Origin of the sequence: Arenimonas donghaensis DSM 18148 = HO3-R19 (genome assembly GCF_000743535.1) — a bacterium.
GTDB lineage: Bacteria > Pseudomonadota > Gammaproteobacteria > Xanthomonadales > Xanthomonadaceae > Arenimonas > Arenimonas donghaensis.
The window spans coordinates 106280-130462 of record NZ_AVCJ01000034.1 but is presented as its reverse complement, the minus strand read 5'-3'; the positions used below and the strand labels follow the sequence as shown (position 1 = coordinate 130462).

Below are 24183 nucleotides of genomic sequence, written 5' to 3'. Positions count from 1 at the left end.
GGCCCGGCGGCCCCGACGGGCCGGTGGCGCATGATTCACGTTCCCGGGCACGGGCGCGTGGGGAATCAGTCATGGGCGTCGGCTAAACTGCGTGGCCTTGCCTGCCAGGAAGTCGCCGATGTCCCTGTCCCGCCCCCTGCTGCTGTCCGCCGTGCTGCTGTCCCTGGCCGGCTGCCAGACCCTGCCGGCACCCGCCCCGGCGGCCCCGGCCGCGCCAGCCGCTCCGGCCGCGCCGGAAGTCGCCGCCACACCGGCAGCCAACGACAACCTCAATGCCGTGGCCTGGGTGCAGACCGCCGAGGAATACCACCTGATCGCCGGCCAGACCTTCCGCGCCGCCCTGGCCGAGCTCGACCGCGCCATCAAGACCCCGGGCTGGGACGCGTTGGTGCCGGCCGAACGCGCCAACCCGGCCGACGGCCTGCCGCCGGCGATCATCGTGGACATCGACGAGACGGTGCTGGACAACTCGCCCTACCAGGCCCGCCTGGTGCGCGACGGCGGCAGCTACAACGAAGTCACCTGGGACGCCTGGGTGCGCGAGGAAAAGGCCCGGCCGGTGCCCGGCTCCCTGGAATTCGCCCAGGCCGCCGCCGCCCGCGGCGTCACGATCTTCTACGTCTCCAACCGCGCCGCCCACCTCAACGAGGCCACGGTCGCCAACCTCAAGGCGGTGGGTTTCCCGATCGAGTCCGAAGACCAGTTCCTGGGCCTGGGCTTCTACGTGGACGGCTGCGAACAGCACGGTTCGGAAAAGACCTGCCGCCGCCAGCACGTCGGCCGCACGCACCGGGTGCTGATGCAGTTCGGCGACCAGATCGGCGACATGGTCACCATCGACGCCAATACCCCGGCCGGCCGCAAGCAGGCCCTGCACCCCTGGCTGGGCTGGTTCGGCGAACGCTGGTTCGTGCTGCCCAACCCGACCTACGGCAGCTGGGAGCCGGCCCTGTTCAACAATGCCTGGGAACTGCCCGCCACCGAGCGTCGCCAGCGCAAGCTCGACGCCCTGAACTACGCCGAATAACGCCATGATCCCCGTCCGCGACCGGCTCATCTTCGCCCTCGACGTCCCCACCGCCGCCGAGGCCAGCGCCTGGGTCGAACGCCTGGGCGACAGCGTGGGCTTCTACAAGATCGGCATGGAGCTGCTGACCAGCGGCGACTACTTCCGCGTGCTCGAGGACCTGGCCGGGCGCGGCAAGCAGGTGTTCGTGGACCTGAAGTTCCACGATGTGCCCGCCACCGTGGCCGCAACCATCCGCGGGCTGCGCCGCTACCCGGTGTCGTTTTGCACCATCCATGGCCAACATGGCGCCATGATGCAGGCAGCTTCGCAGGAGAAGGGCGACATTCGCCTCCTTGCCGTGACCGTGCTGACCTCCATGGATCGCGGCGATCTTCGCCAAATGGGCATCGATCGTGAGCCTTCCGAGGTGGTCGTGGAGCGCGCCCTGGCCGCCCAGGCCGCCGGCTGCGACGGCGTCATCGCCTCGGGCCAGGAGGCCGCCGCCATCCGCCGGGCCGCCGGGCCGGGTTTCCTGGTGGTCTGCCCGGGCATCCGCCCGGCCGGCCCGGGCGGCGACGACCAGAAGCGCACCGTGGACGTCGCCTCGGCCTTCGCGGCCGGCGCCGACTACATCGTGGTCGGCCGGCCCATCCGCAACGCCGCCGACCCGGCCGCCGCGGCCGAGCAGATCCAGGCCCAGGTCGGCCAGGCCCTGGCCGCCGCGGAAAACGGGTCCTGAACGCCCGATCTGCTAGATTCGGCGCCCGAATTCACGTACACCGAGCCCCATGATCCGAAACCCGAACTTCCGGGCCCTGGTGGTCCTGCTGCTGGTCGCCTTCGTGCTGGCCGCCTGTGGACGCGATGAGCCGGCCGATGACGCCTCCACCGTCCCCGGCGACCCGGTCGCCGCGATCGAGGCCCAGGCCCAGGCCCTGCGCGACAACGACCTGGTGCGCTGGTCCCGGCTGGGTCTGCCGCCCGAGCTGCACGCCCGCACCGAGGCGCTGTGGAACCGCCGCCTGGCCGAAGCCGAGCCCGCCGACCCGGAAGAGGCCCGCGAGTACGCCGACGTCATGGCCCGCCTGACCGCCCCGGACGCCGAACGCGCCCTGATGCGCGACATCGAGCCCAAGCTGGCCGAGTTCGAGACCGAGATCGCCGGCCAGTGGCCGCTGATGCAGGCCACCGCCGGCATCTTCCTCAACGCCGCCATCGAGGCCAACACCGAGCTCAGCGCGACCGACAAGAACCACGGCCAGGCCCTGGTGGCCGCCCTGCTGGCCTGGGCCCAGCCGACCCTGTTCACCGACCGCAAGCGCGCCCGCGAAGCCATCGCCGCGCTCAGCGCCACTGCCCACGAACTGGACCTGCCGACCCTGGAACAGGCCCGCGCCCTGGAAATGATGCCGGCCATGGAAAAGGGCGGCATCGCCCTGGCCGGCATCAAGCAGGCGGCCAAGGCCTACGACATGGACCTCGACGCCTCCCTCGACGGCGTCGAAGCCGAGCTGCTCTCGCGCGACGGCGACCAGGCGACGGTGAAGGTCAGCTACCCGCTGCTGGGCAGGACCATCAGCTTCGAGACCCAGATGCAGCGCGTCGGCGAAGGCTGGTACAGCGCCGACGCCATTCGCCAGGCCGAAGCCGACCTCGCCGAGGCCGGCCCGGAAGTGGCCGCCGCCACGTCCACGCCAGCGGACGCCCCGACCCAGGCCGCCGCGGACGCCGGCAGCGCCGACTGAGCCAGCACGCATGGATGCCGTGAACACGCCCATCCCGGGCCCGCCTCCCCGTCCGCCCGGCAAACCGCCGCTGTGGGCCCGCCTGATGGAAGGGCTGCTCAAGCCCTGGATCGAGATCAAGCGCGAACCGGCCGAGCCGCCCTTCGACCTGGACCGGCCGATTTGCTACGTCATCGAGAACTACGGGCTCTCGAACACCCTGATCCTGGACCGCGCCTGCCGCGAGGCCGGCCTGCCCTCGCCCCTGGGCGCGCTGCCCGGTGACCCGCTGGGCCGCAAGCGCGCCTACGTGGCGCTGTCGCGCCGGCGTGCCGGGATCTTCGGCCGCCCGCGCAACCGCAACCACTCCGATGCGCTGTCCCGCCTGCTGATGGCGCACCGGCTGTATCCGGACCAGGACGTGCAGCTGGTGCCGGTGTCGATCTTCGTCGGCCGGGCACCGGCGCGGCAGTCGGGCTGGTTCTCGGTGCTGTTCTCGGAAAACTGGGTGCTGGTCGGCCGCTTCCGCCGGCTGCTGGCCATCCTGCTCAATGGCCGCGACACCGTGGTGCAGTTCTCGCCGGGCGTGCGGGTCTGGGAAATCCTGGGCGACGACATGCCGCACGAGCGCCAGGTGCGCAAGGTCAGCCGGGTGCTGCGTGCGCACTTCCGCCGCATCAAGACCGCGGTCATCGGCCCCGACCTGTCCACCCGCCGGCTGCTGGTCGACCGCGTGCTCGACGCCGAACCGGTGCGCAAGTCCATCGCCGACCAGGCCCGCCGCGACGGCACCGAATACCTCGACGCCTGGAAGAAGGCGCATTCGTTTGCCTGGGAAATCGCCGCCGACTATTCCAACCCGGTGGTGCGCTCGGCCTCGTTCGCGCTCACGGGTTTCTGGAACCGCATCTACGACGGCCTCAACGTCCACCACCTGGACACGCTCAAGCAGGTCGCGCCGGGCCACGAAGTCATCTACGTGCCCTGCCACCGCAGCCACATGGACTACCTGCTGCTGAGCTACCTGCTCTACAGCCGCGGCATCGTGCCGCCGCACATCGTGGCGGGCATCAACCTCAACATGCCGGTGCTGGGCCCGATCCTTCGCCGTGGCGGCGCCTTCTTCATCCGCCGCTCGATCCGCGGCAACGCGCTGTATGCGGCGGTGCTGGGCGAATACGTGGCGCAGCTGGTCGGCGAGGGTTTTTCGCTTGAGTACTTCATCGAAGGCGGTCGTTCGCGCACCGGCCGGCTGCTGCCGCCCAAGGGCGGCATGATCGTGATGACGCTTAAGGCCTTCCTGCGCGCGCCGCGTCGGCCGGTGGTGTTCCAGCCGGTCTACATCGGCTACGAGAAGCTGATCGAGGGCAAGAGCTACCTGGACGAACTGACCGGCCAGCCCAAGGAAAAGGAAACCATCTGGGCCCTGGTCAAGGCCGCCGGCGGCATTCTGCGCCAGCACTACGGCAAGGTCGCGGTGAACTTTGGCGAGCCGATCTTCCTGGACCAGGTGCTGGCCACGCACGCGCCGGACTGGCGCGAGCGCAACGCCGCCGACCCGGATGAAAAGCCGACCTGGCTCAACGCGGCCGTCGAGGACATCGCCAACCAGATCCAGGTCAACATCAACCGCGCCGCCGACGTGAACCCGGTCAACCTGCTGGCGCTGGCCTTGCTGGCCACGCCCAAGCACGCGATGTCGGAAGCCGACCTGCTGGCGCAACTGGGCCTGTACAAGAAGCTGCTGGCGACGCTGCCGTATTCGGACCGCGTCACCGTCACCGAACTCGACCCGGCCGGGATCGTCGCCTACGGCGAGAAGATCGGCGTACTCACCCGCACCGACCACCCGCTGGGCGCCGTGCTCAGCGTCGAGGGTGAAACCGCGGTGCTGCAAAGCTACTTCCGCAACAACGTGCTGCACCTGTTCGCCGGTGCCGCCTGGGTGGCGCTGTGTTTCCAGAACAACCGCCGCATGAGCCGCTCCGGCCTGCTGCGCCTGGGCCGCACGATCTATCCCTTCGTGCAGGAAGAACTCTTCCTGCCCTGGGACGGCGACGGCTTCGTCGCGCACCTGGACGCCACCATCGACCTGTTCGTGTCCGAAGGCCTGCTGTCGCTGGCCAGCGAGGACGACGGCGGTTACCTGTCGCGCGGCCCGGGCCAGACCGACGAAGTCTTCCGCCTGCGCGCGGTCGCCCACAGCCTGCAACAGGCCTTCGAGCGCTACTTCATCGCCATCACCACGCTGGTCAAGAACGGTCCGCGCACACTCAGCTCGGGCGAGCTCGAAACCCTGTGCCAGCTCACCGCCCAGCGCCTGTCCCTGCTGTACGCGCCGGCGGCGCCGGAGTTCTTCGACAAGACGCTGTTCCGCGGCTTCATCCAGAAGCTGCGCGAGATGAAGCTGGTCTGGATCGCCGAGAACGGCAAGCTCGACTTCGACGAGCCGCTGATGGCCTGGGAGAAGGACGCCAAGGTGGTGCTGGGCCGCGACCTGCGCCACACCATCGCCAAGCTGTCGCCCGAGGCGGTGAGCAAGGTGGCGCGCTCGGGGACCCGCGAAGACGAAGGCACGAAGGCGGACTAGGCAAAACCCGCGCCACGCTGGCGAAGATCAGGCGTCGAGGTCGGGAATAAGCCGGCTCTCGAGCGCCGTGATCATGTCCTTGATGCGCAGCTTGCGCTTCTTCAGGCGCTTGAGCGCCAGCTCGTCGGCCTGCAGGTCGGCGGCCAGGCGCTCGATGGCCTGGTCGAGGTCGCGATGCTCGACCCTGAGTTCGACCAGCTGGGCAGTGATCTTGGCGGGATCTTCCGTGGCCATGCGTTCTCCCGGTTCCCGGCAAGCTTACTACCGCCCGCCCCCATGTAGGAGCGCCTTCAGGCGCGAATCTTTGGACTTTGCCTTTGGCAAAGAAGGGATTCGCGCCTGAAGGCGCTCCTGCACGGGAAAGGCGTAAAATGGCCGACCGCTTCCTTTCACGTGCCGCGATGACCCTGCCGCTGCAAGACCCCGTCCCGCGCAAGCAAGCCCACGAGCGCGCCAAACTGGCCAAGCGCCTGCGCCGCCAGGTCGGCCAGGCGATCGCCGACTACGGCATGATCGAGGACGGCGACAAGGTGATGGTGTGCCTGTCGGGCGGCAAGGACAGCTACGCGATGCTCGACATCCTGCTGCAGCTGCGCAGGAAGGCGCCGGTGCGATTCGAGCTGGTGGCGGTGAACCTGGACCAGAAGCAGCCCGGTTTCCCCGAACACGTGCTGCCCGACTACCTGCGTTCGATCGGCGTGCCTTTCACCATCATCGAGCAGGACACCTATTCGGTGGTCAAGCGCGTCGTGCCTGAAGGCAAGACGATGTGCTCGCTGTGCTCGCGCCTGCGGCGCGGCGCGCTGTACCGGCACGCCAGCGAGAACGGCTTCACCAAGATCGCGCTGGGCCACCATCGCGACGACCTGGTCGCCACCTTCTTCATGAACCTGTTCTTCCACGCCAAGCTGGCCACCATGCCGCCCAAGCTGCGCAGCGACGACGGCGAGCACCTGGTCATCCGGCCGCTGGCGACCTGCCGCGAGGCCGATCTGATCGCCTACGCCGACTGGAAGCAGTTCCCGATCATCCCCTGCACCCTGTGCGGCTCGCAGGAGAACCTGCAGCGCAAGCAGGTCGGGCGCATGCTGGCCGCCTGGGAAAAAGAAAGCCCCGGCCGCATCGAGACCATCGCCAAGGCGCTGGCCGACGTGCGCCCGGGCCAGCTGGCCGACCCGGCCCTGTTCGATTTCGTCGGCCTCGGCCGCCGCGGCGACACGCCCGCGCCCGACGCGCACGCCTGGCTGGCTGGGGACGGGTGCGATTAACCCGTCCCGGCTGGACATCGCTTACCTGGATTCACCGGCACGGGTTCATTGCACCCGTCCCCATTCCCTGGAGTCTTGATGTTTTTTCGTAACCTCACGTTCTTCCGCTTTCCCGCCACCCTCGCCAAAACCCTCGATGACCTCGACGCCCGCCTGGAAGAGTGCAAGCTCAAGCCGGTCGGCCCGTCCGAGCTGATGTCGCGCGGCTTCATCTCGCCCTTCGGTCGCGACGGCGCGACCCTGAGCCATCGCGTCGGCGACGCCATCTGGATCACCCTGGGCGGCGAGGACCGGCTGCTGCCGGCGGCGGTGGTCAACGACCACCTGGGCCGCAAGATTTCCGAGATCGAGGACAAGGAAGGCCGGCGCCTGGGCGGCCGCGCCCGCAAGCGCCTGAAGGAAGACATCGTCATGGAACTGCTGCCGCGCGCCTTCGTGCGCCCGGTGCGCTGCTCGGCCACGCTCGACCTCGAACACGGCTTCATCGCGGTGGACACCAGCTCGCGCAAGACCGCCGAGAACCTGGTGTCGGAAGTCCGCCACGCCCTGGGCAGCTTCCCGGCCCTGCCGCTCAATGCCGAAGTTTCGGTGCGCGCCATCCTCACCGGCTGGCTGGCCGGCGAGCCGCTGCCGCCCGGGCTGGCGCTGGGCGACGAATGCGAGCTCAAGGATCCGGTCGACGGCGGCGCGGTGGTGCGCTGCAGCCGCCACGAGCTGGAGGTGGACGAAATCCGCCAGCATCTCGAGGCCGGCAAGCAGGCCACCCGCCTGGCCCTGGTGCTGGACGACCACGTCGGCTTCGTGCTCGGCGAGGACCTGGTGATCCGCAAGCTCAAGTTCCTCGACGGCGCCGTCGACCAGCTCGAGGGCACCGAAAACGACGGCGTGCAGGCCGAACTCGATGCCCGTTTTGCGCTGATGGCCGGCGAGCTCAAGCGCCTGTTCGCCGTGCTCGAGCCGGCCCTGAAGTTCAGCCGCGCCGAGGCCTGACACAGGGTCCTGTAGGAGCGCCTTCAGGCGCGAATTACTTCTTTGCCAAAGGCAAAGTCAAAAGATTCGCGCCTGAAGGCGCTCCTACAGGCCTTGGGCGCGGTAAATTGGCGGCATGTTCCTGCGAACCAAGCGCCCCGCAACGCCCGTGCCCGAAATCCGGCCGCTGGCGCTGGCCGACGGCCGCGAAGTGCCGGTGCGCTGGGTCCGCGACCGGCGCGCGCGCCGGCTTCGCCTCCTCGTTTCTGACAAGGGCGCCCGGCTGACCCTGCCGATGGCGGCATCGGTGCGTATGGCCGAAGCCTTCCTGCGCGAACACCGCGACTGGCTGGCCGGGCAACTCGCCCGCCAGCGCCCCGATGACTTACCGCTGTTTGGCCGCGACTGGCAGGGCGCGCTGCCCTTGCGCGGCGCCGACGCGCCGCTGCATTGGCGCGAGGGTCGCTTCGCACGGGCGACGCTCGGCGAACACGGCATCGAACTGCAGCTGCCCGAACGCGCCGACGACCGCCGCGCCCGCGCCACCCTGCGCGAGTTCTACCTGCAGCAGGCCCGCGCCGACCTGGGCGCCTGGCTGCCGCGCTACATGCCCGGGCTGCCACGGCCGCCGACGGCGCTGCGGGTGCGGGCCCTGTCGTCGCTGTGGGGTTCGCTCAGCCCCGGCGACGCGGTGTCGCTGGACCTGGCGCTGGTGCTGGGCCGCAGTTCATCGTTCGAATACGTGCTCGTGCACGAGCTCTGCCACCTCATCCACGCCGACCACTCACCGCGTTTCTGGCGCGAGGTCGAGACGCGCTGGCCGGGCTGGCGCGACGAACGCGACTACCTGCGGGCCGACGGCCTGGCCTTGAAAGCGACGCTGGCGCGTTTGACCGGGTAAGTCCCCGTCGCGGAGCCTGCCATGGCCCCGAGCGCCCGCCTGATTCTGGTTGCCTGCCTGGCCGTGCTGTCGTGCGGCGCCTGCAGTCGCGACCGCCACAGCGCCTCGGAAACCCTCGTCGACGAAGCGCTGGAGGCCAACGCGCGCCAGCAGGCCGAAGACACCGCCGGCCAGGCACGCGAACGCGAACTCACCCTGGAAACCGAAGCCGGTCTGTACCGGGCCAGCAGCGGCGACGACCTGCCCCTGCCGGCCGGCTTTCCCGGCGACATCACGCTGCCGGCGGACGCCCGCATCGTCACCGCCACCGAACTGGGCGACACGCTGTCGCTGGGCCTGCACAGTCCGCGCAGCGTCGAGCTGGTGCTCGCCGAGTTCCGCCGGGCGCAGCGCGCCGCCGGCTGGACCGAGTCCACGATGCAGGACCAGGCCACCGTGCGCATCGCCGGCTTCGACAAGGGCGACCGTTACCTGGAAGCCAACGTCGTCCAGGAACCCGAAGGTGGCAGCACGCTGACGATCACCGTCGGCCCCGCGGCCGACTAGCCGCGCAGGAAATCGACCAGGGCCGCGGCCACGGCGGCCGGCTGTTCCATGTGCAGGTGGTGGCTGCCTTCGAGTTCGACCGCGCTGCCCTCGCGCAGGCAGGCCAGGCGCGCCGCACGCACCGGCGCCGGGAAGAAGGACGGCGCCGGGTCGGCCGCGACCACGCGCACCGGCGCCTCGATGCCGCGCAGCATGGTCTGGATGGTCGTTTCGTCCATGCGCACGTGGTTGGGCCAGGTCAGGCGCGGGTCGCTGCGCCAGGCAAACCCCCCGGGCACGGGGCGCAGGTTGCGTTCGACGATCAGCCGGGCGGCGGCGGGCGACATGCGGGTGGCGAGCAGGCGCGCGGCGACCGCGGTGTCGACGTCGGGCAGCGTGCGCGGCGGACGGGACGGTTTGTCGCGGCGCGCGGCCACGGCGTCGCGCAGGCGCTGGCCGGCCTGCTGCGGATCGCCGGCAACCGGCCCCAGGGCTTCCACCAGCGCCAGCCGCTGCACGCGGGCCGGCACCGCGGCCGCGAGCACGCAGGCGATGGCGCCGCCCATCGAGTGGCCCAACAGGTTCGTCTGCGGCCAGTCCAGGGCGTCGAGCACATCGAGCACGTCGTGCAGCCAGTCGGCGAAGGCGTAGTCATAACCCGGCGCCCGGTGCGAAGACGCGCCATGGCCGGGCAGGTCCAGCGCCACCCAGTCGAAGTCGTCCAGGAACGGGGCCAGTGGCACGAAGCTGGCGGCGTTGTCGAGCCAGCCGTGCAGGCACAGCAGCCTGGGGCCCGCCGCGTGGCCACCGCGCAGGGCGGCCAGCGGGCCGCGGGCGGTGTCGAGCCGGATTTCCTGCATCAGTGCGGCCAGCCCTGCAGGTGCCGGCGCGCCAGCGCCGACAGCGCCGCGACATGGCCGGGTTCGTCGTTGAGGGCGCTGATGTAGCGCAGGACTTCGCCGCCAGCGTGGCGGAAGACTTCGTCGTTCTCGACGGCGATTTCCTCCAGGGTTTCCAGGCAATCGCTGGCGAAGCCCGGGCAGACCACGTCCACGGTCCGGACACCCTCGCCCGCCAGGCGTTCGAGGGTTTTGTCGGTGTAGGGCTGCAGCCACTCTTCGCGGCCGAAGCGCGACTGGTAGGTCAGCAGCCAGTCCTGGTCGGCCAGCTCCAGCCGCGCCGCCAGGGCGCGGGCGCCGGCCTCGCACTGGCGCGGATACGGGTCGCCGGCGGCTTCAAAGCGCTTGGGCAGGCCGTGGAAGGACATCAGCAGGCGATCGGCGCGGCCGTGCAGGTCCCAGTGCGCGCGCACGCGCGCTTCCAGGGCATCGAGCCAGCCGGGGTCGAGGTGGTAGTCGGCGACCAGGCGCAGCTCCGGCGTGCGTCGCCAGGTCGCCAGTTCCTGGCTGACCGCGTCGTAGACGGCCGCCGTCGTGGACGCCGAGTACTGCGGGTACAGCGGCAGCACCAGCAGCCGCTGCATGCCCTCGGCCTGCAGCTGGCGCAGCACGTCGGGCACCGAGGGGTTGCCGTAGCGCATGGCCAGGCGCACCTGCACGTCCGGCAGGGCGTGCTGCATCTGCCGGGCCAGGCGCTGGCCGTAGACCAGCAGCGGCGAGCCGCCTTGCATCCAGACCGTGGCGTACTTGCGCGCCACCTTCGGCGAGCGCAGCGGCAGGATCACGAAATGCAGCAGCGGGCACCACAGCCAGCGCGTGAGTTCGACCACCCGGTGGTCGTGCAGGAACTGCGCCAGGTAGCGGCGCACGGCGGCGCTGGTCGGGGCGTCGGGCGTGCCCAGGTTGACCAGCAGCAGGGCCGTGCGGCCGGGGCCGGGCACGGAAGTCGGGGCATCCAGGTAGGGTTTCATGGGAGACGGTGATTGTCGGCTGCGGTCAACTTATCATCCAGGCGGTGAAGGCGTGGCTCACCCAGGGTTCATGGCCCGCGCCCATACTCGGCCCCGTCGCGACTTTCCCCGGAGACAACCCCATGACCCGATTCCTGGCCCCGTTCATCGCCGCGTTCGCGCTGGCCCTTACCGCCGCCCCGGCCCTCGCCGGCGAGAAAGAGGAAGCCAAGGCCGCCGACGCGGCCCGCGTGCTGGCCGAAATCATGCGCATCCCGGAGACGGCCATTCCCGAGAAGATGTTCGACGAAGCCTATGCGATCGCGGTCATCCCGGACGTGGTCAAGGCCGGTTTGATCATCGGCGGCCGCGGCGGCAAGGGCCTGATCTCGGTGCGCAGCGCGGACGGCACCTGGTCCAACCCCAGCTTCATCAAGCTCGGCGGCGGCAGCGTCGGCTTCCAGGCCGGCGTGCAGTCGGCCGACGTGATCCTGGTGTTCCGCTCCGAGCGCGGCATCAACGACATCGTCAACGGCAAGTTCACCCTGGGCGCCGATGCCTCGGTGGCCGCCGGCCCGGTGGGCCGCAGCGCCCAGGCCAGCACCGACGAACAGCTCAAGGCCGAGATCTACAGCTATTCGCGCGCCCGCGGCCTGTTCGCCGGTGTCGCCCTGGACGGCACCTGGCTGCGCATGGACCACACCGCCAACCAGCGCGTCTACGGCAACAACACCACGCCGCGCCAGATCTTCGAGGGCCGCACCCCGTCGGCGCCGACCGCGGTGGTGGATTTCCGCGACCGGCTCGAGGAAAACACCGTTTCCCAGGACTGATGGCCAGGGCGGCCGGGGCCGGGCTGCGCTAGACTCCGGCCATACCTAATTCGCGGGACGAAGGCAGATGGGCAGTTTCAGCATTTGGCATTGGGTGATCGTCCTCGTCGTGGTCGTGCTGGTCTTCGGCACCAAGAAGCTGTCGAACGTCGGCAAGGACCTGGGCGAAGGCATCAAGGGCTTCAAAAAGGGCCTCAAGGACGGCGACGAGACGCCGCCTTCGCAGCTGGGCAGCGAACGCCGCGACGCCGAAGAAGCGCCGCGCGAAGGCGCGTCGCAGGACAGCCAGCGCAAGGATTCCTGAGCCCGGCCCCCGGCCGGCCCCGCTGCCGCCATGTTTGACCTGGGTTTCAGCGAGCTGCTGGTGATCGCGGTCGTGGCCCTGGTGGTGCTCGGGCCCCAGCGCCTGCCCAAGGCCGCGCGGTTCGCCGGCCTGTGGGTGCGCAAGGCGCGCGCGCAGTGGTATTCGGTGAAGTCCGAGTTCGAGCGTGAGATGGCCGCCGAGGACCTCAAGCGCAGCATCGGCGATCCCACGCGCGAGCTGCGCCGCGATGCCGAGGACATCCGCCGGGAGCTGGACGACACCAGTGCCCAGGTCGGCGCCGGCCTGCGCGAAGTCCGGGCCGATGTCGAAGCCCGGGACCCGCCCGCGGCCGGCAAGGCCGCCGACGCCGGCCCGCCGCCCGACGACGTGACCGGCGACGGGCAAGCCGCGGACGAACCAACGCAACCCTCCCTGCTGCCGCCGCGCCGCGATGACTGACGCCGCCCCGCCGCGCGAAGAAAGCCTGATGGGCCACCTGCTGGAGCTGCGCTCGCGCCTGCTCAAGGGCGTGCTGGCGGTGGTCGTGGTGTTCGTGGCGCTGATTCCCTTCGCCAACGACATCTATTCCCGGCTCACCTCGCCGCTGCTGGCGGTCCTGCCGGCCGGGACCCAGCTGGTGGCGATCGAGGTCGCCTCGCCGTTCTTCATCCCGATCAAGGTGGCGTTTTTCGTCGCCGTCCTGCTGGCGATGCCGGTGCTGATCTACCAGGCCTGGGCGTTCGTGGCGCCCGGCCTGTACGAGCAGGAAAAACGCCTGACCCGGCCGCTGCTGGGCGCGGCGATCGTGCTTTTCTACGTCGGCTGCACCTTCGCCTACTTCCTGGTGATGCCGACGGTGTTCGCGTTCCTGGCCGGCACCACCCCCGACGGCGTCGCCTGGACACCCGACATCACCCAGGTGCTGGATTTCCTGCTGGTGCTCTTCCTGGCCTTCGGCCTGAGCTTCGAGATGCCGGTGGCGGTGATGGTGCTGGTGCTGCTCAAGGTCGTGACGCCGGCGCAGCTGCGCGAAGCGCGCGGCTACGTGATCGTCGGCGTGTTCGTGCTGGCCGCCATCATCACGCCGCCGGACGTGGTCTCGCAGATCCTGCTGGCGGTGCCGATGTGGCTGCTCTACGAACTGGGCATCCTGGCCGGCGCGCTGCTGTCACGGCCGTCCAAGGCGGGCTGAGCCGTGCGTCCTTCCGGCTTCTGGCGCCGCTACGCCGCCTACAGCTTGGACCTGCTGGCGCCGCTGGCGGTTTCGGTGCCGCTGCTCTGGGGCACCGGCCTGAAGATGATCGCGCGCACCGACCTGCACATGGCGCAGGCCCAGCTGCGCATGTTCGAGCTGATGGACGCGGCGATGCTGCGCCGGCCGGACCCGGTCGGGGAACTGCTGGCCTGGAGCCACGACCCGGCCCTGCGCGAGGCCCTGCTGGCCATCATCGCCGTCTGGATGCAGTCGCTGGGCATAGCGGCCGCCGTGATCGTGGCGCTGTCGGCGCTGTGGTTCATCGGCTTCGAAGCCTCGCCCTGGCAGGCCAGCCCCGGCAAGCGCCTGGCCGGCCTCAGGGTCACCACCGGCGACGGTGGCCGGCCGGGCCCGGCGCGGATCGCGCTGCGCTTCGTCGCCGGCGCGCCGTCCTGGCTGCTGCTGCACCTGGGCCATGCCCTGGCCGGCTGGCGCAAGGACGGCCGGGCACTGCACGACCTGTTGGCCGGCACCCGCGTGGTGCTCGAACCGGCGGCATCCGCGGCCATGCCGCGCTGGGCCCGCTACTGGCTGTGGGCCCAGGCGCTGGCGTTGGCGGCGCTGTTCACCGCGGTCGCCACCCAGTACGCGCTGCTGGCGGCCGCGGCCTGGCAGGCCGGCCTGCCCTGAGCCAGGCTCAGGCCTCGACCGTGCCTTCCTGCGGCGACGCGCCGGTCTCGTCGGCCAGGCCGAAGATCTCGCGCCAGCCGTGGTAGTAGAACGCGAACATCAGCGCGTACACGCCCAGCATCACCAGGATCATCAGCGGGACCACCACCAGCACCACCAGCACCGGACTGACCATGGCCAGCAGGGTCATGATCAGGCCCAGCAGCAGCAGCACCAGCATGCCGCCGAAGAAGCCGACGATGCCCAGCACCAGGATGAAGCCCAGCAGCGGCAGGAAGTTGCGCAGGGCCGCCAGGGCGCCGGCGACCACGGCCGTGGCGACGTCCACTTCGCGCAGGGCGGCGGTTGCCATGGCCAGCATCTGGGCGTGCACCCAGGTGGCCAGGACGATGGCCAGCACCGGCAGCCACAGGAAGGTCGCCGGCGAGGTGTTTTCGAACAGTACCTGCAGGGCGGCCACGTCCGGCTCGCCTCCCGGCGGGGTGGCCAGGGCGATGGTGAAGTACTCGCGGAAGAACTGTCCGATCGGCGTCAGCAGCAGCAGCGCGGCCAGCGCCAGGTAGGCCAGCGAATAAATCAGCGAGGTCAGGATCAGGCGCTTGCCGCCCTGGCCCTTGCCGTAGGCATTGAAGACGTCGCTGGCCGCCACGGGCAGGCCGCGGTCGGTGGCGTCGATGACCCGGAACAGGCCACCGAGCAGCGGCGGCAGCGCGACCCAGTTCACCAGGGTCATCACCGCCATCACCACCATCAGGCCGGTCATCGACGGCTGCGCCGCCACCTGCAGGAACATCTGGACCATCGTGATCGCCACGACCATCAGGATCACGAAGGCGATGGCGCCGAACAGCGCCTTGGGGTTGCGGCGGCCGACGTCGAGCGACTTGCGCAGCCAGCGGAACGGGGCGGACATGCCGACGGTGGATGGACTCATGGTTTCAGGCTCCGTTGCGGGCGCGCTGGCGCGCCAGGTGGATGAATCGGCGCAGCACCCGCCGCGCGATCGGCGTGGGGCGCACGGCGTCGGCCAGGGTATCCGGGCAGGTGCCTTCCTCGCGCAAGGCGCCGGCGCGCGCATGGATGTAGCGCTTCATGACGTGCACGCTGAATTCGGGGTGGAACTGCACGCCCCAGGCTGCTTCGCCCCAGCGGAAGGCCTGGCAGTCGTCCCGGTCGGAACGGGCCAGCACCCGGGCGCCCGGCGGCGGCTTCATCACGGTCTGCAGGTGCGTGGCCTGGGCCGGGAGCGTGTCCGGGAAGCCGGCGAACAGCGGGTCGGGCTCGGACGCCGCCGTCACCTGGAGCTGCACCGTGCCCATTTCCCGGCCCTCGGGGTTGTCGCCCACCTCACCACCCAGGGCATGGGCGATCAGCTGGTGGCCGTAACAGATGCCGAACAGCGAATGCCCGCCCTCGGCGGCCTCGCGAAGCCAGCCGGCGGTGCGTTCGGACCAGTCCTGGCGGTCGGTGACCATGGCCCCCGAGCCGGTGACCAGCACGCCGGCGTAATCCCCGGGCGAGGGCAGGTCCTCGCCTTCGAAGACCCGGACCATGCGCGATTCGCGGCCCGACAGGCCGGCGGCGACGCGGATCCAGTGGCCGAAGCTGCCGTGGCGGCGCAGGGGCGGGACCGGGTCGCCGGTCTCGAGGACGAGAAAGGGTTTCATGGGGGTCTGGAAAGGCGGCAACGCAGGCGGCCGCTATACTAGCCTGCTTTGGACAGGGCTAAACCGCGATGACCGCACCGACCTTCCAGGAAATGATCCAGCGCCTGAACCAGTACTGGGGCGATCTGGGTTGCGTCCTGGTCCAGCCGCTCGACCTCGAGGTCGGCGCCGGCACCTTCCACCCGGCCACCTTCCTGCGCGCGCTGGGCCCGGAGCCCTGGAACGCGGCCTACGTGCAGCCCTGCCGCCGCCCCACCGACGGCCGCTACGGCGAAAACCCCAACCGCCTGCAGCGCTATTACCAGTACCAGGTGGTGCTCAAGCCCAACCCCGACGACATCCTCGAGCGCTACATCGGGTCGCTCAAGGCCCTGGGCGTGGACCCGCTGGTGCACGACCTGCGCTTCGTCGAGGACAACTGGGAATCGCCGACGCTCGGCGCCTGGGGCCTGGGCTGGGAAGTCTGGCTCAACGGCATGGAGATCACCCAGTTCACCTACTTCCAGCAGGCCGGCGGCCTGGAGTGCCGGCCGGTGACGGGCGAGATCACCTACGGCCTGGAACGCCTGTGCATGTACCTGCAAAACGTGGACAACGTCTTCGACCTGGTCTGGACCGTCGGCCCCGACGGCCAGCCGGTGACCTACCGCGACGTCTACCACCAGAACGAAGTCGAACAAAGCACCTACAACTTCGAACACGCCGACGTCGAGGAGCTCTTCCACCGCTTCGACGCCTGCGAGCGCGAGGCCCTGAAGCTGGTCGAGCTGGGCCTGCCGCTGCCAGCCTACGAACAGGTCTGCAAGGCCTCGCACAGCTTCAACCTGCTCGACGCCCGCCGGGCGATTTCGGTCACCGAACGCCAGCGCTACATCCTGCGTGTGCGCACGCTGTCGCGCGGCGTGGCCGAAGCCTACTTCGCACAACGTGAGAAGTTGGGATTCCCCGGACTCAAGAGCAAGGAGGCCCCCAATGGCTGATTTCCTGCCGCTGCTGATCGAGCTTGGCACCGAAGAGCTGCCGCCCAAGGCGCTGCCCGAACTGGCCCAGGCCTTCCATGCCGGCGTGCTCAAGGGCCTGGCGGCGCGCCGCATCGTGGTCCGGGAAGACAACACCGGCGAGGTGCCCACCGGCCCGCTGTACACACCGCGCCGCCTGGCGGTCTACCTGCCGGCCGTGTCCACCCAGCAGCCCATCCAGCACAGCGAAGTGCCCGGCCCGTACACCAACATCGGCCTGGACGCGCAGGGCCAGCCCACGCAGGCGCTGCTGGGCTTCGCCCAGAAGAACGGCGTCGACTGGACCAAGCTCGACCGCGTCACCGACGCCAAGGGCATGCGCTTCGTGTTCCGCAGTTCGCGTCCCGGCTCGGCCACGTCCGAGCTGCTGGCGGAGATCGTCGCCGAAGCGCTCAAGGCGCTGCCGGTGCCCAAGCCGATGCGCTGGGGCGAGCGCGACTTCGCCTTCGTGCGCCCGGCGCACTGGCTGGTCATCCTGTTCGGCCGCGATGTCGCGCCGGGCGAGGTGCTGGGCCTGAAGTCCGACCGCATGAGCCGCGGCCACCGTTTCCACCACGCCAAGGGCGTGTGGCTCAACGAGGCCGGCGAATACCTGCAGGCGATGCGCGAGGCCAAGGTGCTGGCCGATCCGCGCGAGCGCCGCCAGCGCGTGCTTGCCGAGATTCGCGCCGCGGCGAAGCAGGCCGGCGGCGAAGCCCGCGTGCCGGACGCGCTGCTCGAGGAAGTGAACTGCCTGGTCGAGTGGCCCAAGGCGGTGCTGTGCAGCTTCGAGCCCGACTTCCTGCGGGTGCCGCCGGAAGCCCTGGTGCTGACGATGGAAACCAACCAGAAGTTCTTCCCGGTGATGGACGCCGACGGCAAGCTCACCGAGAAGTTCATCGGCATCGCCAACATCGAGTCCAAGAACCCGGACGAGGTCCGCAAGGGCTACGAGCGCGTCATCCGCCCGCGCTTCGCCGACGCCGCCTTCTTCTTCGACGAAGACCTCAAGCAGGGCCTGGCCTCGATGGCCGAGGGCCTGGCCAGCGTCACCTACCAGCAGAAGCTCGGCACGGTCGCGGACAAGTCGGCGCGGGTGGCGGCGCTGGCACGCGAGATCGCGTCCAGGGTCGGCGCTTCGCCGGCCGACGCCGACCGCGCGGCCGTGCTCGCCAAGGCCGACCTGCAAAGCCGCCTGGTCGGTGAATTCCCGGAGCTGCAGGGCACGGCGGGCCGCTACTACGCCGCGGCGGCGGGAGAATCCGAGGCCGTGGCCGCCGCGATCGACGAGGCCTACCAGCCGCGTTTCGCCGGCGACGCCATCGCGCCCTCGCCGCTGGGCCGGGCGCTGGCCATCGCCGAACGCCTGGACACCCTGGCCGGCGGATTCGCCGCCGGTCTCAAGCCCACCGGCAACAAGGACCCGTTCGCCCTGCGCCGCAATGCCCTGGGCCTGGCGCGCACCATCATCGAAGGCGAGCTCGAGCTCGACCTGCCGGCGCTGGTCGACGCCGCCGCGGCCAACCTGCCCGCGGGCGTGTCGCTGGATAAGCGCGAGCTGCTCGACTTCATCGTCGACCGCCTGCGCGGCTACTACGCCGACCAGGACGTGCCGACCCTGCAGTTCGAAGCCGTGGCCGAAGTGCGTCCCGACTCGCTGCTCGACTTCGACCGCCGGCTCAAGGCCATCGCCGAATTCGCGCGCCTGCGCGAATCGGGTGCGCTGGCCGCGGCCAACAAGCGCATCCGCAACATCCTGCGCAAGGTCGAAACGCCGATCCCCGACCGCGTCGATTCGGGCAAGCTGGCCGAACCGGCCGAACAGGCGCTGCACGAGGCCCTGTCCTCGGCCCTGGCCGACACCGACCCGATGCTGGCCAAGCGCGACTACGTCGGCACGCTCAAGCGCCTGGCCAAGCTGCAGGCGCCGGTGGACGAGTTCTTCGACAAGACCATGGTCATGGCCGACGACACCGCCCTGCGCGACAACCGCCTGGCGCTGCTGCGCGGGGTCGCCGACCGTTTCGCGGCGGTGGCAGCGGTCGAGCAGCTCTCGGCAGGCTGAGCCGCGCCAAAACACGCTCACGCCGCCTTGGCAGCCGGGCGGCGGGCTGCGGTTATGCTGTTGCGGTGAAGTCCCCCCGCCTGCACGCGCCAGCGCTGACGCTTGCCCTGCTGAGCCTGCTGCCGGCCCTGCCGGCGGCGGCGCTCGAACTGCGGGCGGTCGAGGTGCGCGGCCTGCAGGACGAAGCCGAACTGGCCAACGTGCGCGCGGCGCTTTCGCTGGTGGCGCTCGACCCGCGCCAGCGCGCCGACCTGGGCGAGGCCCGGCTCGACTACCTGCTGCGCCAGGTGCCGGACGACGTCGCCGTGGGCCTGGAGCCGTTCGGTTACTACGACACCCGCGCCGAAACCGAAGTCCGCCGCAACGGCGAGGCGGTCACCGTGATCGTCACCGTGCGTGCGGGAGAGCCGGTGCGCGTCGACCAGCGCGAGATCCAGGTCACCGGCGAGGCCGGCGCCGACGAGGCCATCACCCGGCGCCTGCGCTGGCTGCGGCCGCGCAAGGGCCAGCCGCTGCGCCACGACCTGTACGAAGCCTCCAAGGCCAGCATCGACGCGCTGCTACGCGAGCGCGGCTATTTCGATGCCCGCCTGCCGGTGCATCGCGTCGAGGTCGATCGCACTGAAGGCCTGGCCGACATCTTCCTGACCTGGGAGTCGGGCGAGCGCTACTCGCTGGGCGAAGCCAGCTTCAGCGGCCACCCGTTCCGCGACGGCCTGCTGGAAAAACTGGTGGACTGGGAGCCCGGCGCGCCCTACGAACAGGCCAAGGTGGTGGACCTGCAGCAGCGGCTGTCGGCACTGGACTATTTCGCCGGCATCGACGTGCAGGCCGAGCCGGTCGAGGGCAGCACCACCGTGCCCGTGGACGTGCAGCTGACCCCGGCCAAACGCAGCATCTACAGCGCCGGCCTGCGTTATTCGACCGACAAGGGCGCCGGCGTCACCGGCGGCCTGGAGCGGCGCTGGGTGAACGACCGCGGCCACAAGCTGCTCAGCACCGTGGAGTTGGCCCAGCGCGGCAACGAAGCCAACGTGGCCTATCGCATCCCGGCCTTCGCCTGGCTCGCCGGCTGGTACACGGCCAGCGCCAGCCTGCGCCAGGACCCGATCGACTTCATCGATTCCGAGGTGTTCGAGGTGATCGGCAGCCGCAGCGGCCAGCTCGGTGCCTGGAACCTGGTCGCCGGCCTGCATTTTCGCCGCGAGCGCTTCGACGACCCCGCCACCGGCAATGCGCTGGCCTACTCCACCCTGGTCTATCCGCAGCTCAGCGCCACCTGGCGCGTGGCTGACGATCCGCTTTACCCGCGCCGCGGCCATTCGCTGCATGTCGAACTGCGCGGCGGCCACACCGGCATCGGTTCGGACATCGACTTCCTGCAGGCGCGCGCCGAAGCCAGCTGGGTTCGCTCCTTCGACTGGCGCAACCGTATCCTGCTGCGTGCCGAACTGGGCACGACGGTGACTGATGATTTCGCCCGGTTCCCGCCCCTGCTGCGTTTTTACGCCGGTGGCGACCAGAGCGTGCGTGGTTACGGTTATCGCGACATCGGCGAACCCTTCACCGGACTCGACGGCCGCCGCTACGTGCTCGGCGGCAAGCACCTGGTGGTGGCGAGCGCGGAGTTCGAACGCATGTTCACCCGCCAATGGGGCGGCGCCGTGTTCGTGGACGCCGGTGATGCCTTCGACGACTTCGGCTCGAACGGGTTCGACATGCAGCTCGGCGTCGGCGTCGGCGTGCGCTGGCGTTCGCCGGTGGGGCCGGTGCGGCTGGACCTGGCGCATGGCCTGGGGGATGACGCGCAGAACGCCATCCGCCTGCACCTGAGCATCGGGCCCGACCTGTGACCACCGACGCCGCCCGCACGCGCGCGCCGCGCCGCTGGCCACGCCGGCTGGCCTGGGCCGTGCTGGCGGCCTTCGCCGCGCTGGCGCTGGGGCTGGCCTGGCTGCTGGCCAGCGGCGGCGGTCGCGACACCTTGCTGTCCTGGCTGCAGTCGCGCCTGGGCGAAGACGCGCTGACCTGGGAATCGGCCGAGGGCACGCTGGGCGGCACCCTCGTGCTGCACGGGGTGCGCTGGCAGGGCGACGGCGTGTGGGTCAGCGCGGACCGGCTGCTGCTGGCGCCGAAACCGGCCGCGCTGCTGACCGGCGCGCTGCGGCTGCAAACCCTGGAAGCGGACCAGGTGCAGGTGTGGCTGGCGCCGAAGCCGGAAGAACCGCCGTCGGCCTGGACCGCCTGGCCGGACATCCTGCCCCGCCTGACCCTGCCGCTGGAGTTGTCGGCCGAGACCGCCACCGTGTCGGGCCTGCGCGTCACGCGCGGCGACGATCCGCTGTTCACCGCGGCAACGTTGACGGCCGAACGCTTCGACTTCGGCAACGACGGCTTGCGCGTGGCGGACCTGCAGGCCAGCGGCGACTGGGGCGATGCACGCGTGCAGGGCCACTACCTGCCGGCGCGGCAATTCAGCACCGAGCTCGAAGGCCGGCTGCGATGGGCGGCCCCCGAAGGCGAGCAGGATGCCCGGCTGCAGCTGTCCGTGCGCGGCGACGTCGACGCCTTGCGCGCCGAGGCCAGCGGCAGCGCCGGTGGGCCCTTCAGCCTGGCTGCCGGCATCGAGGACGGCCGCTCGAAGCAAGCCTGGACCCTGGACGCCCAGGCCGAAGGCATTGCGCCGCACTGGTTCGGCGCCGCCAGCGACGGTGCCCCCGTGGATGCCGTAATTACCCTGGCTGGCGAGGGTGCGACCGGCCGCGGGCGCCTTGGCGTGTCCCAGGGCGACACCGCACTGGCCCTGGAGGACCTGCAGGCCCGGTTCGCAGGCGCCGGCATCGCCCTGGACGACGGCCGCCTGCAGACGCCCTGGGGTGAGCTGGCCGTCCAGGGCGCCTGGGATCCCCTGGCCGAGCAGCCGATCAACCTGACTGCCGGGGCAGACCAGTTGCAGTGGGCGCCGACCGACGGCGGCGAGTCGGTGCAAGCCAGCGGCACGCTGTCGGTACAGGGTTTGCCCGAGGCCTGGACCGCAAGCCTGCAGGCCACGCTGCGGCGCGATGGCGAGCAGGCCCAGCTGAGCGCAAGCGGCGAAGGCGACAGCACGGGCGTGCGCCTGGACGACCTGCGCATGCAGACGCCCGGCGGCAAGCTCACCGGCACCGGCCGCGTGGATTGGGACCCGGCGCTGGCGGTCAAACTGGACGCACGCCTGGATCAACTCGACCCCGGTTATCTGCTGCCGGACTACCCGGGCGCGATCAGCGGCGACCTGCGTGGCGACCTGCGCAGGTCCGACACCGGCTGGGTCGGCAACCTGGCCCTGGCCGACCTGCGCGGCCGCCTGCGCGGCCGCCCGGTGTCGGGCAATGCCACGCTGGCCTGGCAGGGCGAGTCCGGCCAACTGTCGGCCCAGGCCCGCCTGGGCGAAAGCCGCCTCGCCGCCGAAGGCCGGATCGGCGCCACCCTGGCGCTGGATGTTTCGCTGCAGCCACTGCGGCTGGCCGACCTGGTCGAAAACGCCGGCGGCGAGTTGAGGGGCGAACTGCGATTGCAGGGCCCGCGCAACGCACCCGGCCTCGTCGCCGACCTCGAAGCCAGCCAGCTGCGCTGGGGCGAACTGGGCATCGACGCCGGCAGCCTGCGCGGCCAGCTGCCGGCGAACACCGGCGAAGGCAGCGTGGTCCTGGACGCCACCGACATCCGCTACGGCGAGCGCCGCGTCCAGGCGCTCACCCTGCGCGCCGACGGCAACCAGCGCGACCTGGCCCTGCGCCTGGAAGCGCGCAGCAACGACCTGCAGCTGGCGCTGGAAAGCTCGATGCGCCTGGAAGGCGGCGTCCGCCGAGGCGAACTGCGCAGCTTCTCGCTCGACGCGCCGCGTGCGCCGGCCCTGGCCCTGCGCGAACCGGCGGCCTGGTCCTGGGGCAAGGACGCCTTCCGCCTCGAACCCGCCTGCGTCATCGGTGAAGGCGACGGCTTCCTGTGCCTGCAGGCCGACCGCGGCCTGTGGCGCGCCGAGGGCGAGCGCATCCCGCTGGCCCTGGCCCAGCCCTGGCTGCCCGACACCGGCGTGCCCTTGCGCCTGGCAGGTGAGTTGATGCTCGACGCCGAGTTCCGCCAGGGCCCGCGCGGCTGGAACGGCGAGCTGACGCTGGCCAGTGCCGAGGGCTCCCTGGCCACCGAGTCCAGCGACGGTCGCCGCAATCTGCTCACCTACACCGACCTGCAGGCCAAGGCGACGCTCGACCAGGACGTACTGGACCTGCGTGCCGGCGCCCAGTTGAACGAAGAGGGCCTGCTGCTGGCCGAACTGCGCGCCGGCGCCGGCGACGACGGCGAGCTCTCCGGTCGGCTGGCGCTGCGCATGCGTGACCTGACCTGGCTGGAGCTGCTGTCGCCCGACATCGTGCAACCCAGCGGCCGGCTCGAGGGCGAGCTGCGTTTCTCGGGCACGCGCGCCGTGCCGCGCATGGAAGGCTTGCTGGCGCTGCGCGAACTCGCCACCGAACTGCCGGCCCTGGGCCTGGCCCTGGAAGGCGGCCAGGCCGACCTGCGCACCATGGCCGACGGCAACGCCGAACTCAGCGGCAGCGTGCGCTCCGGCGACGGCGTGCTGCAGGTCAATGGTTCGCTCGACCTCTCGCGCGAGCAGCCGCTGCAGCTGGCGCTGACCGGTGAAAACGTCACCTTCTCCGACACCCCCGACCTGCAGCTGGTGGCCAGCCCGGCCCTGGTGATGGCGATGGGCAAGCAGAAGCTGCGCGTGGGCGGCCGCATCGAGGTGCCGCGCGCCCGCGTGGACCTGGAAGCGCTGGACGGCGGCGCCATCAAACCCTCGCCCGACGTGGTGCTGGTGGATGCCGAGCAGGTCCAGGACGAAGGCCCGGCGCTGGACCTGGCGGTGCACATCTCGCTGGGCGATGACGTGCAGCTGCAGGGCTTCGGCCTGGACGGCAGGCTCGCCGGCGCCCTGGACATCCGCCAGGCCCCCGGCCGCACCGCACTGGCCAGCGGCACCCTGCGCGCCAGCGGCCGCTACGAAGCCTACGGCCAGGAACTGCAAATCAAGCGCGCGCGCCTGTCCTATTCCGGCACCCCGGTGGACAACCCCACGCTCGACATCCTGGCCGAACGCGACCGCGGCGAGGTCACCGTCGGCGTGCAGGTGCGCGGCACGGCGCAGCGCCCCATCACCGACGTGGTTTCTTCGCCGGCGATGGACAACACCGAGGCGCTGAGCTGGCTGGTCTTCGGCCGCCCGCTGCAGTCCACCAGCGCCAACGAGTCGAGCCAGCTCGAGGCTTCGGCGCTCGCGTTGGGCGTCGGCGGCAACCTGCTGGCCCAGCAGATCGGCGACGGCCTGGGCCTGGACGCCGCCGGCGTCGAGGACAGCCGCGCCCTGGGCGGCGCCACCTTCACCGTCGGCAAGTACCTCTCGCCGCGCCTGTTCCTGGGCTACGGCATCTCGCTGGTCGGCCGCGGCCAGGTCATCACCCTGAAATACCTGCTCAGCCGCGGCTTCGACATCACCATCGAGTCGGGCACGGAATCGGCGGCGTCGCTCAACTGGCGGACCGAACGATAAGGAGCC

20 protein-coding genes and 2 pseudogenes are annotated in these 24183 nt (G+C 70.7%); 17 read left to right on the top strand and 5 right to left on the bottom strand.

Translation table 11 applies throughout. The annotated features are described in order from the left end of the window. The first annotated feature begins 118 nt into the window (after positions 1–118). From N788_RS10685 to plsB, 4 genes and pseudogenes are all read left to right on the top strand, one after another. On the top strand, positions 119–1027 hold the full coding sequence (locus N788_RS10685) for a 5'-nucleotidase, lipoprotein e(P4) family (RefSeq protein ID WP_034224866.1): 909 nt from the start codon (positions 119–121) through the stop codon (positions 1025–1027). Positions 1028–1031: 4 nt separating this feature from the next. Beyond that, complete coding sequence (gene pyrF, locus N788_RS10680; protein WP_034224864.1) at positions 1032–1748, top strand: orotidine-5'-phosphate decarboxylase; 717 nt, start codon at positions 1032–1034, stop codon at positions 1746–1748. 49 nt (positions 1749–1797) lie between these two features. After that, positions 1798–2754: a hypothetical protein gene (locus tag N788_RS10675; RefSeq protein WP_034224862.1), complete on the top strand. Its 957-nt coding sequence runs from the start codon at positions 1798–1800 to the stop codon at positions 2752–2754. Beyond that, positions 2717–5323 (top strand): annotated as a pseudogene (gene plsB, locus N788_RS10670) (glycerol-3-phosphate 1-O-acyltransferase PlsB); the annotation flags it as partial. The gene N788_RS10675 and the pseudogene plsB, both read left to right, overlap by 38 nt. 27 nt (positions 5324–5350) lie before the next feature. Here plsB and N788_RS10665 read toward each other — a convergent pair. Beyond that, complete coding sequence (locus N788_RS10665) at positions 5351–5557, bottom strand: YdcH family protein (protein ID WP_034224861.1); 207 nt, start codon at positions 5555–5557, stop codon at positions 5351–5353. Between the two features lie 167 nt (positions 5558–5724). Here N788_RS10665 and ttcA point away from each other — a divergent pair, with 167 nt between their 5' ends. The 4 genes from ttcA to N788_RS10645 all read left to right on the top strand — a co-directional run bounded on the left by ttcA (position 5725) and on the right by N788_RS10645 (position 9007). Then, positions 5725–6591, top strand: coding sequence for a tRNA 2-thiocytidine(32) synthetase TtcA (gene ttcA / locus N788_RS10660; RefSeq protein WP_152560462.1), 867 nt, complete (start codon positions 5725–5727; stop codon positions 6589–6591). Positions 6592–6669: 78 nt separating this feature from the next. Next, positions 6670–7581, top strand: coding sequence for a recombination-associated protein RdgC (locus N788_RS10655; RefSeq protein WP_034224857.1), 912 nt, complete (start codon positions 6670–6672; stop codon positions 7579–7581). Between the two features lie 115 nt (positions 7582–7696). Then, positions 7697–8461: a YgjP family zinc-dependent metalloprotease gene (locus tag N788_RS10650; RefSeq protein ID WP_051924577.1), complete on the top strand. Its 765-nt coding sequence runs from the start codon at positions 7697–7699 to the stop codon at positions 8459–8461. 21 nt (positions 8462–8482) lie between these two features. After that, positions 8483–9007: a hypothetical protein gene (locus tag N788_RS10645; RefSeq protein ID WP_034224855.1), complete on the top strand. Its 525-nt coding sequence runs from the start codon at positions 8483–8485 to the stop codon at positions 9005–9007. Here the strand turns inward: N788_RS10645 and N788_RS10640 are convergent. Both N788_RS10640 and hemH read right to left on the bottom strand, forming a co-directional pair. After that, positions 9004–9846, bottom strand: coding sequence for an alpha/beta fold hydrolase (locus tag N788_RS10640; RefSeq protein ID WP_034224853.1), 843 nt, complete (start codon positions 9844–9846; stop codon positions 9004–9006). The two genes, N788_RS10645 and N788_RS10640, sit on opposite strands and share 4 nt — an antisense overlap. Continuing rightward, positions 9846–10856 (bottom strand): ferrochelatase, encoded by a 1011-nt coding sequence (gene hemH / locus N788_RS10635; protein ID WP_051924576.1) that lies wholly within the window; start codon positions 10854–10856, stop codon positions 9846–9848. Before hemH ends, N788_RS10640 begins: the two co-directional genes overlap by 1 nt. Positions 10857–10978: 122 nt before the next feature. Between hemH and N788_RS10630 the strand changes: the two are divergent. The 5 genes and pseudogenes from N788_RS10630 to N788_RS14040 all read left to right on the top strand — a co-directional run. Continuing rightward, a pseudogene (locus N788_RS10630) lies at positions 10979–11653 on the top strand (lipid-binding SYLF domain-containing protein); the annotation flags it as partial. Positions 11654–11735: 82 nt separating this feature from the next. Beyond that, entirely contained in the window at positions 11736–11972 is a 237-nt protein-coding gene (tatA, locus tag N788_RS10625) for a Sec-independent protein translocase subunit TatA (RefSeq protein ID WP_034224846.1), read from the top strand. Positions 11973–12002: 30 nt separating this feature from the next. Further along, positions 12003–12431 (top strand): Sec-independent protein translocase protein TatB, encoded by a 429-nt coding sequence (gene tatB, locus N788_RS10620; protein ID WP_034224844.1) that lies wholly within the window; start codon positions 12003–12005, stop codon positions 12429–12431. Continuing rightward, positions 12424–13164 (top strand): twin-arginine translocase subunit TatC, encoded by a 741-nt coding sequence (tatC, locus tag N788_RS10615; protein ID WP_034224842.1) that lies wholly within the window; start codon positions 12424–12426, stop codon positions 13162–13164. Before tatB ends, tatC begins: the two co-directional genes overlap by 8 nt. 3 nt (positions 13165–13167) lie before the next feature. After that, the gene (locus tag N788_RS14040; RefSeq protein ID WP_051924575.1) at positions 13168–13857 is read left to right on the top strand and encodes an RDD family protein; all 690 of its coding nucleotides are present in this window, start codon (positions 13168–13170) and stop codon (positions 13855–13857) included. A 7-nt stretch (positions 13858–13864) separates the two neighbouring features. Here the strand turns inward: N788_RS14040 and N788_RS10605 are convergent, their stop codons facing one another. Both N788_RS10605 and N788_RS10600 read right to left on the bottom strand, forming a co-directional pair. Then, the gene (locus tag N788_RS10605; protein WP_152560460.1) at positions 13865–14791 is read right to left on the bottom strand and encodes a hypothetical protein; all 927 of its coding nucleotides are present in this window, start codon (positions 14789–14791) and stop codon (positions 13865–13867) included. A 4-nt stretch (positions 14792–14795) separates the two neighbouring features. Then, on the bottom strand, positions 14796–15524 hold the full coding sequence (locus tag N788_RS10600) for a glutamine amidotransferase (RefSeq protein WP_034224838.1): 729 nt from the start codon (positions 15522–15524) through the stop codon (positions 14796–14798). Positions 15525–15592: 68 nt separating this feature from the next. Here N788_RS10600 and glyQ point away from each other — a divergent pair, with 68 nt between their 5' ends. The 4 genes from glyQ (at position 15593) to N788_RS15145 (ending at position 24177) form a co-directional block, all read left to right on the top strand. Next, the gene (gene glyQ / locus N788_RS10595; RefSeq protein ID WP_034224836.1) at positions 15593–16504 is read left to right on the top strand and encodes a glycine--tRNA ligase subunit alpha; all 912 of its coding nucleotides are present in this window, start codon (positions 15593–15595) and stop codon (positions 16502–16504) included. Beyond that, positions 16497–18587: a glycine--tRNA ligase subunit beta gene (gene glyS, locus N788_RS10590; RefSeq protein WP_034224834.1), complete on the top strand. Its 2091-nt coding sequence runs from the start codon at positions 16497–16499 to the stop codon at positions 18585–18587. The genes glyQ and glyS overlap by 8 nt, the downstream gene beginning before the upstream one ends. A gap of 65 nt (positions 18588–18652) precedes the next feature. Continuing rightward, positions 18653–20440: an autotransporter assembly complex protein TamA gene (locus tag N788_RS10585; RefSeq protein ID WP_034224832.1), complete on the top strand. Its 1788-nt coding sequence runs from the start codon at positions 18653–18655 to the stop codon at positions 20438–20440. Then, positions 20437–24177, top strand: coding sequence for a translocation/assembly module TamB domain-containing protein (locus N788_RS15145; protein ID WP_034224831.1), 3741 nt, complete (start codon positions 20437–20439; stop codon positions 24175–24177). Before N788_RS10585 ends, N788_RS15145 begins: the two co-directional genes overlap by 4 nt. Positions 24178–24183 lie beyond the last annotated feature (6 nt).